Origin of the sequence: Flavobacterium glycogeni (genome assembly GCF_048286775.1) — a bacterium.
GTDB lineage: Bacteria > Bacteroidota > Bacteroidia > Flavobacteriales > Flavobacteriaceae > Flavobacterium.
Genome location: NZ_JBLVPV010000001.1, coordinates 167176 through 179729, shown reverse-complemented (window position 1 = coordinate 179729; position 12554 = coordinate 167176). Strand labels below are relative to the sequence as shown.

13 protein-coding genes are annotated in these 12554 nt (G+C 33.6%); 2 read left to right on the top strand and 11 right to left on the bottom strand.

Annotated features, from left to right (window positions below; translation table 11 throughout):
* The 9 genes from ACNQGX_RS00820 to ACNQGX_RS00780 all read right to left on the bottom strand — a co-directional run bounded on the left by ACNQGX_RS00820 (position 1) and on the right by ACNQGX_RS00780 (position 6834).
* Entirely contained in the window at positions 1–186 is a 186-nt protein-coding gene (locus ACNQGX_RS00820; protein WP_417973145.1) for a hypothetical protein, read from the bottom strand.
* A gap of 138 nt (positions 187–324) precedes the next feature.
* Positions 325–1257 carry a transglutaminase gene (locus ACNQGX_RS00815; protein ID WP_417973143.1) on the bottom strand — a complete coding sequence of 311 codons (933 nt, stop codon included), beginning with the start codon at positions 1255–1257 and terminating at the stop codon, positions 325–327.
* Between the two features lie 21 nt (positions 1258–1278).
* A complete protein-coding gene (locus ACNQGX_RS00810; protein WP_417973141.1) occupies positions 1279–2130 on the bottom strand; it encodes a substrate-binding domain-containing protein in 852 nt (283 codons plus the stop codon).
* 48 nt (positions 2131–2178) lie between these two features.
* Positions 2179–2673: a hypothetical protein gene (locus ACNQGX_RS00805; protein WP_417973139.1), complete on the bottom strand. Its 495-nt coding sequence runs from the start codon at positions 2671–2673 to the stop codon at positions 2179–2181.
* 23 nt (positions 2674–2696) lie between these two features.
* Positions 2697–3236 (bottom strand): GNAT family N-acetyltransferase, encoded by a 540-nt coding sequence (locus ACNQGX_RS00800; protein ID WP_417973137.1) that lies wholly within the window; start codon positions 3234–3236, stop codon positions 2697–2699.
* A 70-nt stretch (positions 3237–3306) separates the two neighbouring features.
* Positions 3307–4431, bottom strand: coding sequence for an SDR family oxidoreductase (locus tag ACNQGX_RS00795; protein WP_417973135.1), 1125 nt, complete (start codon positions 4429–4431; stop codon positions 3307–3309).
* Positions 4432–4524: 93 nt separating this feature from the next.
* Positions 4525–5394, bottom strand: a complete 870-nt coding sequence (locus ACNQGX_RS00790; RefSeq protein ID WP_417973133.1) for a nucleoside phosphorylase — start codon at positions 5392–5394, stop codon at positions 4525–4527.
* Between the two features lie 56 nt (positions 5395–5450).
* Positions 5451–5780: a translation initiation factor gene (locus ACNQGX_RS00785; RefSeq protein ID WP_131916606.1), complete on the bottom strand. Its 330-nt coding sequence runs from the start codon at positions 5778–5780 to the stop codon at positions 5451–5453.
* 103 nt (positions 5781–5883) lie between these two features.
* Positions 5884–6834, bottom strand: coding sequence for an isopenicillin N synthase family dioxygenase (locus ACNQGX_RS00780; RefSeq protein WP_417973130.1), 951 nt, complete (start codon positions 6832–6834; stop codon positions 5884–5886).
* A gap of 171 nt (positions 6835–7005) precedes the next feature.
* Here ACNQGX_RS00780 and ACNQGX_RS00775 point away from each other — a divergent pair, with 171 nt between their 5' ends.
* The gene (locus tag ACNQGX_RS00775; RefSeq protein ID WP_417973128.1) at positions 7006–8982 is read left to right on the top strand and encodes an alpha-ketoacid dehydrogenase subunit alpha/beta; all 1977 of its coding nucleotides are present in this window, start codon (positions 7006–7008) and stop codon (positions 8980–8982) included.
* 212 nt (positions 8983–9194) lie between these two features.
* Here ACNQGX_RS00775 and ACNQGX_RS00770 read toward each other — a convergent pair whose 3' ends face one another.
* The gene (locus ACNQGX_RS00770; protein WP_417973126.1) at positions 9195–10088 is read right to left on the bottom strand and encodes a LysR family transcriptional regulator; all 894 of its coding nucleotides are present in this window, start codon (positions 10086–10088) and stop codon (positions 9195–9197) included.
* A 96-nt stretch (positions 10089–10184) separates the two neighbouring features.
* On the opposite strand from ACNQGX_RS00770, the gene ACNQGX_RS00765 reads away from it, so the two are divergent.
* The gene (locus ACNQGX_RS00765; protein ID WP_417973124.1) at positions 10185–10778 is read left to right on the top strand and encodes an NAD(P)H-dependent oxidoreductase; all 594 of its coding nucleotides are present in this window, start codon (positions 10185–10187) and stop codon (positions 10776–10778) included.
* A 170-nt stretch (positions 10779–10948) separates the two neighbouring features.
* Here ACNQGX_RS00765 and ACNQGX_RS00760 read toward each other — a convergent pair whose 3' ends face one another.
* Entirely contained in the window at positions 10949–12493 is a 1545-nt protein-coding gene (locus tag ACNQGX_RS00760) for a hypothetical protein (protein WP_417973122.1), read from the bottom strand.
* Between the last annotated feature and the right edge of the window lie 61 nt (positions 12494–12554).

The window sequence follows — 12554 nt, the reverse complement described above, 5'->3', positions numbered from 1 at the left end:
CTATTCTCTTGACGGTGGAGATGAAACAGCTACTTTTGAAAGAAGAAATTCCTGTTCCTTTTCGGAAATCCAGCTCTGGGAACGGATAAAATCTTGTAGCGTAATGAATTCTTTTTGAGTTAATAGATCGTCTGACCACACCAGATAAAAAAGGGGGATAAAGGCTTTGAGTTTTGAATTTTCCATAGTAAACTTTTAATAAAATAAAAATTTTAAGTTTGGTTAAGATAGGAAAATTTAATGACTAAAGAGAAGGAGTAACGGTATACTTATAAATTCGGAAGGGGATAAGATTTGATTTCTTAAACAAAAAATGAAATCAGATTAATCCAATGTCAAGGCACCCAAAATTTCTTCAGATAGGAAAGGTCCGCCAGGATATTTGGCTGTGTAATCCAGATTCATCCAGATTTGACCACGCTCATCAACGTGATAATGAAGTTTATTTTCGTTGCTTTCATTGACAAATAGCACATTTTTAATTAGAAAGTTTACTTTTTCTAAATCAGTAAGAGAGCCTATCAGTATTTCTGGATAAATATGTCCTGTAGTATGGATTAATCTGGGAGTTCCACCGATAGACTTGATACTGGCAGCCATTACTATCGAATGATCATCACAATCACCAGAAAAATAAAGCAATGATTCCGTAGCCGTAGCTATATAATCTCGCGCTTTTGGATCGCTTACATAGTTCCATCGGCTATTTATTTCCTTGAAAACGGCAAAACATTGTATGATGGTTCTGTAATCAGAATATCCTTTTACGTCTTTAAAATGTTTTGAAGTTGCCATAATCGCAAAATTCCTGATTTTAGGATTTTGATATTCTATGGCATTGATAATTTTTGATTTATTGGGAAAAGGAAGCAATTTTGCAATGATAATGTCTTGTGGATATGGATTATCAGACATTGTGTACATAATTGAATTGTAATCTTCATAAACGCTGTTAAATCCATAGTTTCCAATGGTAGAACCGTAAACTAAAACCAACAAATACAGAATGATACAAAAGAGAATAATCGTTCTCAAGAATCGAAGGATGATTTGAATAATTACGATTATCAACAAGAATAAAACAACTCGATCAATATTCAGAAACCAATTGGGATTGATTAAATTTTGATGTACAATAATAAATAACGGAATAGCAATTAATATGTTCAGGATAAAAATAATAACGTCATCCCAGGGTTTTTTGACCTGAAATCGCTGTTTTATACCCTGAAAATTAATTTCTTTTATTTTTATCATAGTAAAAATAAAAACAGTAATCTAGACTGTTTTTACAATATCCTCAAAAGTACCTTTTTTATCGATAATTTTAAGTTGAAAAAGTTGATTTTGAACTTTGTTTAACATTTTTGCTGATAATGGTTTTTGTGACCATTGCGTTAACGATAACCATTCTTGAATATCTTCAATTTTTTGATGGTAATTTGAAGCCAAAGTTTTGTCAATACTTGGAATTTCTTTAAAATCTTCTGTAGTTTGATTAATGATCGCTAGTATTTTTGAAATAATTGTTGGATTTTTTTCCAAAATTACCTCACGAACCGCAATAACAAAACAGGGCCAAGGTGTCGGACAATCAGCAATCCTTCTAAAAATGCCTTTGTCAACTAGTGGTTTAGTCATAAAACGTTCCCACATAAAATAATCAGCGGTGCCATTCGTCAAGGCCTCGACAGCTCCATCGATTGTATTTACGATTTCAAACTGAAGATTATCCGTTTTCCAACCTTGATTATCGGCATTTACATACGCCATTAATTGCGAACCGGAACCCAATCTGGAAATAGCAACTTTGGTGTTTTCTAAGTCAGCTAATGTCTTATAATTGGAATTTGCAGCCACGTGAATTCCCCAAATTAAAGGACTATCCACATACACTTGAACTATTTTACTCGGGTTTCCGGCAACGATGTCTTTTACGATTCCTTCGGTTAGAATTACCGCAATATCGGTCTCTCCATCACGAAGCATTTGGCACATTTTTCCGGTTCCTTCGGGAACGTCAGTCCATTGTAAATCGATGTTTTCTTTTTCAAAATCTCTGTTTTCTATTGACAAATGCCAAGGAAGATTGAAATGTTCCGGAACACCAGCTATTTTAATTGTCTTCATATTGTCTTTGTGAGGAAAGAAACAATCTCATCCTCTTTAATTTGTTTCTTAAACTGATAAATTACGTATGCATTGTTCTCTAATTTTCCAGATTTCATCAAATGTAAATTCTGAATCGGTTTCTTTCAACCAACGTTTAATAAAGTTTTGATGATAATCTACTTTAAAATCGGCTACTTGAAAAGGTTCGATCTCGATTTCTTCAAGTATCTCTGATTTTATTTTATCAAAATTAGATTCTTTTGAAGTTACATCGACCGTTTTTCCATCAATTTTCAAGTAACAATGTGCTTCCGGAATATACTTGATATTATTATCTGATAAAATGTTTCCAATGTTTGTATTGTCTTCAGTCATTTTATAAATTCCAATTATCAATTTGACATTTGGAATATTATTTTGATTTGCAAAACTCTTTAAATAAGCATGTTTTGAACTGCAAGTCCCTTTGTTTTCGGTTAATACCAATGAAAAATCGGAACGATTGGCATTTCTTCCGTAAGGAATTTGTTTTACAAAATTTATGGTTTCTTGGAAATTCATTTTAAATCTTAAATCAAAAATCGTTAATCATCATTCTTAAATCTTTCGTTTTCAAATTCATACCAATTCCAAGAAACGTCGTCCTCCATGTATTGTTCGGTCATTTTCAGTCCAATTTTCTGTAGTATTCTGTTTGATGCGATATTATCCGTATGCGCTGCGGCTTCCATGATTTTGATTTTCATTACATTAAAACCATAATCCAGCCAAGCAAAACTGGCCTCACTGGCATATCCTTTGCCCCAAAATTTCTCGTTTAACCGATATCCAATATCATAGAAATGAATTTTGTTATTTACCATTTCGGTGTTGTATTTTAATCCGGCCCAACCAATTAATTCATTGGTTTCTTTCAAAACAACCACAAATCGTCCAATATTATTTTGGATGTATTGTTCTCTAACAAGTTCTATATAAGAATGTACTTCGCTAATATCCGTTAATGGTTTGTTCCAAAGATATTGATGCACCTTAGGATTGCTGTCCATTTCAAATAAAGCTTCGGCATCTGAAAGCAGCATTTCTCTTAAAATTAATCGGTCGGTTTCTAAAATAAGATTCATTTTTTACTAAAAATTTGATGTTAAACAATTTAGCCCTGATCGTCCAGAAGTATCGGGATAGCTCCTAAAATTACACATTAATATCTTTAAAATTATTCAATCTCGCATAACGAATCATATTAGTGAATGCCTCTTGATCCAGTTTTGGTATTTCCAGAATGGAGTTCAATAAAGTCGTATCGTATTCATTGGCTTCGGTTACGAGGTACGGTTTTAAATGCTTACCAATGCTCTCATAATAGAGTTTTTCGATAGTGTTTTTGTATGTGAAATCTAGCGAATTTTGAATTAATGTGAAATTAGTGTAACCCACTTCCTTCATAATTAATTGCAATCCTTTTACAATATTAAAACTTTTATCATTCACTATATTAAGCTGTTGAATGTCTTCTCTTTCAAATGTATTTACGATTACTTTTGCCACATAATCTACCGGAATTATGTTTAATCCGGTCTTTTCGTTGATGATAAAACGTACATTTTCCTGTTCGTTTTTTCTTTGGGCAGTAAAGTGAAAAAATTTGGCCAAAAGATAAAAAACCATATATTTAGAAATAAAATAATTGCTTTCCTTTCCGAGCATTTTTCCTCCAATAACGCTTGGGCGCAAGATTTGATACGGCAATCCCAAAGATTTACATTGTGTTGCAACAAAGTTTTCCGAGTGGAATTTGGCATTTTCATACGCATTTCGATGCTCTGGAATGAAATCTAAATTATGAAAATCATTGTCAATCAGTCCTTTTCGTTCCCCCGAAGAAAAAGCGGTGCTGATGTAAATAAACTTTTTTATAAAAGGATGAAATATAGTGAAAAGGGATTTTGTGATTCTAGTATTTTCGTCAAAAATTTTTTCCCGTTGCTCTTCATCGGTAGATAAATTCACATATCCAGCCGAATGGATGAAGTAAGCACCTTTTATTTGACTTGAAAAAGTGTCCTGAATAACAGCCAAATCAGTATCGATGATTTCAATGTATTCATGCAGTTTTACAATCCCTTTGTCTTTTATGATTTTAGGCGTATAACTGCTGGATAAGAGTTCGTTTATTCGATCTAAAGCGGAGTTTTTACCTTTGTTTCGTGCAATGATAAAGAGTTTTCCATCAATTTTAGTGTTAATGAAAAGCTCCAGAATTTCATACATAATATGAGATCCCAGAACTCCTGTTGCACCTGTAAGTATTATTTTCATTATCGTTTTGTTCTAAAAACAAATGTAGTTTTAAAAAAATTAAACAGCACTTTTTTAAAACTACAAATGGGTAATATTTTGAGAATTAATTCTCTATCCTAAAGCTATTTTTTCTAATGTATAGGCAATCAATTCATCAACGGCTTTGTATGGATCCTCGCTAAAAGTTCCCGAAGCACGATTGGCAATTATCGCGTTTAATGACAATGCGTTATGTCCTAAAAGCGCCGAAAGCCCATAGATAGCTGCGGTTTCCATTTCTAAATTTGTGATTTGGTTGTCACCAAATTTAAAATTATCCATTTTAGCATTCAATTCTTCATCTTGAATATTCAAACGCAAAACACGTCCTTGTGGGCCATAAAAACCTCCAGCGGTGGCGGTAATTCCTTTGTGCATTTTGTCGCTCTCTATCATTTTTTCTAGTGTCGAAGAGCATGAAATCACGTATGGTTTTCCTTTTCGCAAATCCCAATTGGTGTGTTTCACAAAAGCATCTTCCATTTCAAGATTCGAAACTTCGTCAATCAAATAGGAGCGGAGCATGTTATCCAAGCCTAACCCAAATTTTGACATCACAAAACTGTCCACAGGAATATCTGCTTGCAAAGAGCCTGAAGTTCCAATTCGGATGATGTTTAAAGAAGTCAGCTTTTCTTTTGGTAGACGGGTTTTCAAATCAATATTGACCAAAGCATCCAGTTCGTTGATGACGATATCAATATTGTCAGGACCAATTCCTGTTGATAATACCGTAATTCGCTTGCCTTTGAAAATCCCGGTTTGGGTTTTGAATTCTCTTTTTTGGGTCGAAAATTCGATGCTGTCAAAAAATTGTGTGATTTTTTCCACGCGATTTTGATCCCCTACAAAGATGATATCGTGTGCAATATGTTCTGGTTTTAAATTCAAATGGTATACGCTACCGTCTGGATTTAATATTAATTCTGATGATTGTATCATTGTTAAATTGATTAAGTTATTACAGGAGTTTAAGTAGTCGTTCCTCGCAATGACCACTAGCCTCCAACACGTTTTACTTTAAAGCCTTTTTCTTTTAAAATAATCATTATTTTATCGCGATAATCACCTTGAATAATGATAGAATCATCTTTAAAAGTTCCACCAACACTTAATTTTGTTTTGATTTCTTTGGCTAGAATTTTAAAATCCTCGTCGGTTCCTTCGTACCCTTCAATTATAGTGGTGGCTTTTCCCTTTCGTTTTTCGAATTTGCAAATCATAGGCTCTTTTTGAACGTATAATTCGTGTGCCACTTCTTCAATTGGCTGTTCAGGCGATGGTTCGTGATCTGGAAAAAGATTTTTTAATTGGTCTTGTAAGTCCATAATGTATATTTTTTGAACGCGGATAACGCAGATTTAAATGGTAAAAAATAAAAGACATTAAGTTTATGCTTAATGTCTTTTAGTATTTGACGTAAATTTAAGTTTATTTTTTAATAAGCCCTAAATCTACTAAACGTTCGTATAAATAGGCTCCAGCAGTAATATCTTCGAATTTTTTTGGATGTTCTGCATCAATACAGTTTTCCAAACAATCCAATTTCATATCACTCACCGGATGCATAAAAAACGGAATAGAATAACGTGAAGTTCCCCATAATTCTCTCGGTGGGTTTACCACTTGATGAATGGTCGATTTCAATTTGTTATTGGTATGACGCGATAACATATCACCCACATTGATCACTAATTCATCCGGTTCAGCAATGGCATCAATCCATTCTCCATCGTGATTTTGTACTTGCAACCCTTTTCCTTGCGCACCCATCAATAAAGTAATCAAATTGATATCACCATGAGCAGCAGCACGAATAGCGTTTGCCGGCTCTGACGTGATTGGTGGATAATGAATAGGTCTTAAAATTGAATTTCCGTCTTTGGCATACTGGTCAAAATAAAATTCATCTAAACCAAGGTGTAAAGCCAAAGCTCTCAAAACGTAAACTCCTGTTTTTTCCAGCATTTGGTAGGCTTCCTTCCCTACAACATTAAAACGGGGAAGTTCTTTAACTTCTACGTTTTCTGGGTACTCTGATGCGTATTTTGAATCTTTTGACACATATTGTCCAAAGTGCCAAAACTCCTTCAAATCGCCTTCTTTTCTGCCTTTGGCATGCTCAGTTCCAAAAGAAACATACCCTCTTTGTCCGCCAATTCCCGGGATTTCATAACTGCGTTTTGTTTCTAAAGGTAAAGCGAAAAAATTTCTGATTTCACCATACAATTCATCAACTAACTGGTCGTCTAAAAAATGCCCTTTGAGTGCTACGAAGCCAATATCTTCAAATGCACTTCCGATTTCATTTACAAATTTTTGTTTACGTTTCGGGTCGTCCGAAAGGAAATCACGCAAGTCAACACTAGGAATGTTTTGCATACTTTTAAATATTTTTTAATAACTTGAAGGTTAAAAACCTTGCAGATACAAATGTAAAGAATAATTTTATATCTGAATTTTAAAACTTATAAACAATATAAAAAAATATAACAAAATAACACTAAACTGTTATATTTTTTTATCTTTGAACCATACAATAAAATCGAAAAAATGACCTTTGACAGAAAAAATCTTACTGACGATCAATTATTAGATTTATACAAACGAATACTGAAACCAAGACTGATAGAAGAAAAAATGTTGATTCTTATCCGTCAGGGAAAAGTATCAAAATGGTTTTCTGGAATTGGCCAAGAGGCTATTTCTGTTGGCGTAACGGCAGTTTTAGATTCGGATGAGTACATTTTGCCAATGCATAGAAATCTTGGTGTTTTCACCGGAAGAGACATTCCGTTGTACCGCCTTTTTTCGCAATGGCAAGGCAAAGCCAATGGTTTTACCAAAGGTCGTGATCGCAGTTTTCACTTTGGAACACAGCAATACAAGATTATAGGAATGATTTCGCATTTAGGTCCGCAATTAGGAGTTGCTGACGGAATCGCTTTGGCCAATAAACTCAAGAAAAACGGAAAAGTTACTGCCGTTTTTACCGGCGAAGGCGCAACAAGCGAAGGTGATTTTCATGAAGCGTTGAATATTGCTTCGGTTTGGGAATTACCGGTTATGTTTGTGATAGAGAATAACGGTTATGGACTTTCGACTCCAACGAATGAACAATACCGTTGCGAAAACCTAGCCGATAAAGGAAAAGGATACGGAATGGAAAGTCATATTGTTGATGGAAATAATATTCTGGAAGTGTTTAATTTGTTATCTGAATTGAAAGCTTCGATGAAAGAAAATCCACGTCCTGTTTTATTGGAATTCAAAACCTTCAGAATGCGCGGGCATGAAGAGGCGAGTGGTACTAAATACGTTCCGCAAGAGTTAATGGATATGTGGGCGATTAAAGATCCGGTAGAAAATTATAGAAAATACTTAACCGAAAACGGAGTTCTTACTGCCGATTTTGACACGGCTTTGCATACTGAAATAAAGAAGGAAATTGATGAAAGTCTGGCTATTGCCAATGCGGAACCTGAGATTGAAGCTTATTTAAGTGAAGAACTAAATGATGTTTACAAACCGTATGCATTCGAGCAAGTTAACCCTTCAGAAGAAAAAGCAAATATTCGTTTTATAGATGCAATTTCTGCCAGTTTGAGACAATCAATGGAACGCCATGAAAACTCAGTAATCATGGGCCAGGATATCGCTGAATATGGCGGTGCTTTCAAAATTACAGATGGTTTTGTAGCGCAGTTTGGCAAAGAGCGTGTTATCAATACGCCAATTTGTGAAAGTGCAGTGGTTTCGGCAGGAATGGGATTGTCGATTAATGGATACAAAGCGATTGTGGAAATGCAGTTTGCCGATTTTGTTTCAACAGGATTTAATCCAATTGTGAATTTATTAGCTAAATCACATTATCGATGGTTAGAAAAAGCCGATGTTGTGGTCCGAATGCCATGCGGTGGCGGAACGCAAGCGGGACCTTTTCATTCGCAAACCAATGAAGCTTGGTTTACCAAAACACCAGGTTTAAAAGTGGTTTACCCGGCATTTCCGTATGATGCCAAAGGACTTTTGAATACTTCCATAAACGACCCGAATCCGGTATTATTCTTTGAGCACAAACAATTGTACAGAAGCGTTTACCAAGACGTCCCAACCGATTATTATACCATTCCATTAGGAAAAGCGGCTTTGTTGAAAGAAGGAAATGATGTTACAATTATTTCGTTTGGTGCTGCAGTACATTGGGCTTTGGATATTTTAGCAAAAAATCCTGAAATTTCGGCTGATTTATTGGATTTGAGAACCCTGCAACCTTTGGATACCGAAGCTATTTTTGCTTCTGTGAAGAAAACGGGAAGAGTGATTATTTATCAAGAAGACAGTATGTTTGGAGGAATAGCCAGTGATATTTCGGCAATGATAATGGAAAATTGTTTCAAATACTTAGATGCTCCCGTAAAACGTGTGGCAAGTTTAGATTCGCCGATTCCGTTTACAAAAGCATTGGAAGATCAATATTTGCCGAAAGGCAGATTCGAAAATGATCTGAAAGAACTCTTGGCATACTAATATAGAAATTATAATTAGGTTATTTTTAGAGTTTTAATTCTAAAAATAACCTAATATCCAATAGATAATTATAAATAATATAATTGTCCCAATGCAACCTCCGCCTAATTTTTTGGCTCCGTAACCTGCTAGTATTGTTTTAAAAAATCCGTTCATTATTTTAATTTTTAAGTATTCTTTAAAAGTAATGAATATTTTTTAAACGTAGTGTTTTAGTTTAATTCCAAAAATATTTTCTTAATCAAAGCTATTTCTTCGAGATATATTGTTTTTTTTCTGGTAGCGAAATAGAGCGTGTTTTTTAGTGGCGTTTTCCCTTCCCAAATCATTTTAATCGCACCATTGTCAATTTCTTTTCGGCAAAGAAAATCAGGAACCACAGCCAATCCCTTGCCACTGCTCAAACAACGGATTATTGAATTTAGATTTGGAACAATATAATTAGGTCTGAAATCAGGATGTTTATTGAAATTTAATTGCCAAAAACGACGTAAATGTTCCATATCCCCGGTAGTTCCATACCATTTTTGTTGTTTTAACCAAAGTTCGATTTCTTCTATGCTTTCCTTTTTTTCTATCAAATTGAATTCCAAATCGTCAATTTCGCTTCCGCCAACAAGTACAATAGTTTCTGATGAAAATGCCTGATATTCAATGGCGTTTTTAATCACCATTTGTGGTGTGATGATTAAATCAAGAATCCCTTTTTCTAAACTTTCGACCATTTCCGGATATTCACCAAATTGAATGATAACATTAAATGGCAAGGTTGAAATATACTGTTCCAGTGTAATTTGGAAAGTTTCAAAACACATTCCTACACTTATAGTTGGCGTATTTTTTTCGGTGCTTCTTTGAAAATTTTTTTCAGCTTCTTCCAGTTTGGTTAATGCTTCAATGATGAAATTGTAGAGCACTTTTCCTTTTTCGGTGGGAACCATTTTTCTTCCTGTCCGGTCAAATAATTTATAACCCACATAATTTTCCAATGAACTCAAATGCAGACTCACACCAGGTTGTGAAATAAATAATACTTCAGCTGCACTAGTTAATGTACCAGTTTTGTAAACCGCTTTAAACGTACGATACCATTCTAAATTGATCATAACTATTATAATTATGATACAAAGGTATGAATTAAGTTATTTTAATAATAGATTTTCTCGTTCTAACTTTGCACCATCAAATTAAAAATACAAATCATGACAAAAATATTTATAATCAATGGCGGACAAAAGTTTGGCCATTCTGGAGGACGATTTAATGAAACTATTTCGAATGAAACCTTGAATTTTTTCAAAAATAATACAGCTTTTGAAATAAAAACAACGAATATCAATGACGATTACAATCCTGTTGCTGAAGTTGAAAAATTTGTTTGGGCTGATGTGATCATTTACCACACGCCAATATGGTGGTTTCAATTGCCACACGGATTTAAAAAATACATTGATGTGGTTTTTACTGAAGGTCACGCCAAAGGGATTTACAAAAGTGACGGGCGTTCCGCAGAAAATCCAACCATTAATTATGGAACAGGAGGAATGCTTCACGGCAAAAAATATATGTTAACCACCTCTTGGAATGCACCAAAAGAAGCTTTTACTTTACCTGGAGAATTTTTTAATCAGCACAGTGTGGATGAAGGACCGTTATTTGGTTTTCATCGAATGAATGCTTTTACAGGCATGAAACCGTTACAAAGTATTCATTTTCATGATATTGAAAAAAATGCAGATGTTGAAAATGATCTTAAATTGTATCAAAATCACTTAACACAACTATTTTTAAATTAATTAGGTCAATACATCTAACAGTTATTCTAAAAAGTAAACCGGAAAGTGTGGAGATATTGAAATCTCTTTTACTGGATTTGGTTCAAAATTCGACTAAAGAAGCTGCTTGGAAGAAAAGAATTATAAGTTACAAAAAAGGAGGCTATTAGCCTCCTTTTTTATACAAAGTCTTATCGATTAATCAATTTGGCTTTTTCTTTAATAATGTCACTGATTTTTCGGTTCTCTATTTTGCTTTCGAGCCAAGAAATAATATCCAGATAAAGGAATGCCCTTTTTTCGTAGGTGTTTTTTTCCAATTCGATAAATCGTGCTCTCATTTTCACAAATTCCTTTTTGATATCTGTTGGATAAATGGAGTTTAGGTTTTTCAAAAACCGAATGATTTCTTTTTGCACTTCATGTAAATCATTCATTTTGATCAGGAATTTATAAGTGTTTTTTAACTGATTTTCCAGATAATAATCTTTACCTAATTCATAATGGGCAATCAAACACAGTATTCTGGCAAAACACATCAAATCTTCTCGCATGGAAAGATTTTTGTTATTTATGATTTTTTCTAAATAGAATATACATTCCGCATATTTTTCGTTCCCAAAATAAATAGAAGCAAATTTATAGTAAAACAACATTTCGTGATGTTCGTCAAGATGGTCCGTATGAATTTTTAATTTGTTTACTATTTCAGGAATTAAGTATTCGCTTTCGGCAAACGTACCTTCCAGAATATGATAATTCAACTTATTGTTATACAAATACAGGAATGATAATGATGCTATATTGTCATTCACCGGGAAACGAGGATCTTTTATAGTGTCCTCCAAAAGCAATAAATATCTTTTGAATTTTGATTTGTATTTAAGCATAAATAGGGATTCCAATAAATAATGGTTTCCTTTTAGGAAAAATACAGGATTTAAATAAATCATATTTGGGTTGTCATAAAAAAGTGTCACCCATTTTAAAGCGTATTTATAGCAGGAAAGAAAATCCTGCACTAAGAAACTTCGCCAGAGATTGGCATTATAAAACCAATATTTCTCTCTGAAACCAAACTTTTTCTCATCAAATTTAGAAATATGTTTATTGAAATAGTCGTCTATGTATTTATATTCTTCGTCACTTTTTACATAACCGGTTTTAAGCATAATACCATATAACTGCAGGGACAAATTAGATAATTTACTGGAAATGGTATTGCGGTAATTTAATTCTTTGGCCTGAATAACTAACTCATCAGCGCGTCCTTGAATACTTCGTGTTATGTATTGTGATTCAATAAGTTTTTCGAATTCTACAATTTCATAGGCCATGAGTTTTTCGTCATTCTCCAAGGCTAAAATCTTTGTTTTATCCAAGATTTTTAAACTCTGCTTGTATAATCCTTTATTGTACAATATGGCAGCAAAATCAATTTGTTCTCTAAGCTGATACCGAATGTTCTGGCTGGGAATATTCAATCGAATGCTCACTAAAATTTGTTTGTACAAATACGATTTAAGATTCGATAATTGCACTTTTTTAATGATGCCGCTTTTCAGAATCAGTTTCTCATCATAGACTTCTGATTTGTCTAAAATATTGAATAATTCGATGAATTTTGTATTGGAACTGGTTTCCAATCGGCTTGCAAAAATCTTGAATTGTCTTTTTTCAGATTTTGAAAGGGATTTTATTAATACAAATAAGAAATCTTTTTGATGGTTAGCCATTGTAAAATATAGTAGCTTAATGTGTTGTTTTTCAGTAGATTACAAAGTTATTGTTTGTTTT

Excerpts from the sequence above, each read along its gene's own strand:
- ACNQGX_RS00820 (WP_417973145.1), bottom strand. The coding sequence starts at position 186 with ATGGAAAATTCAAAACTCAAAGCCTTTATCCCCCTTTTTTATCTGGTG.
- ACNQGX_RS00815 (WP_417973143.1), bottom strand. The coding sequence starts at position 1,257 with ATGATAAAAATAAAAGAAATTAATTTTCAGGGTATAAAACAGCGATTT.
- ACNQGX_RS00810 (WP_417973141.1), bottom strand. The coding sequence starts at position 2,130 with ATGAAGACAATTAAAATAGCTGGTGTTCCGGAACATTTCAATCTTCCT.
- ACNQGX_RS00805 (WP_417973139.1), bottom strand. The coding sequence starts at position 2,673 with ATGAATTTCCAAGAAACCATAAATTTTGTAAAACAAATTCCTTACGGA.
- ACNQGX_RS00800 (WP_417973137.1), bottom strand. The coding sequence starts at position 3,236 with ATGAATCTTATTTTAGAAACCGACCGATTAATTTTAAGAGAAATGCTG.
- ACNQGX_RS00795 (WP_417973135.1), bottom strand. The coding sequence starts at position 4,431 with ATGAAAATAATACTTACAGGTGCAACAGGAGTTCTGGGATCTCATATT.
- ACNQGX_RS00790 (WP_417973133.1), bottom strand. The coding sequence starts at position 5,394 with ATGATACAATCATCAGAATTAATATTAAATCCAGACGGTAGCGTATAC.
- ACNQGX_RS00785 (WP_131916606.1), bottom strand. The coding sequence starts at position 5,780 with ATGGACTTACAAGACCAATTAAAAAATCTTTTTCCAGATCACGAACCA.
- ACNQGX_RS00780 (WP_417973130.1), bottom strand. The coding sequence starts at position 6,834 with ATGCAAAACATTCCTAGTGTTGACTTGCGTGATTTCCTTTCGGACGAC.
- ACNQGX_RS00775 (WP_417973128.1), top strand. The coding sequence starts at position 7,006 with ATGACCTTTGACAGAAAAAATCTTACTGACGATCAATTATTAGATTTA.
- ACNQGX_RS00770 (WP_417973126.1), bottom strand. The coding sequence starts at position 10,088 with ATGATCAATTTAGAATGGTATCGTACGTTTAAAGCGGTTTACAAAACT.
- ACNQGX_RS00765 (WP_417973124.1), top strand. The coding sequence starts at position 10,185 with ATGACAAAAATATTTATAATCAATGGCGGACAAAAGTTTGGCCATTCT.
- ACNQGX_RS00760 (WP_417973122.1), bottom strand. The coding sequence starts at position 12,493 with ATGGCTAACCATCAAAAAGATTTCTTATTTGTATTAATAAAATCCCTT.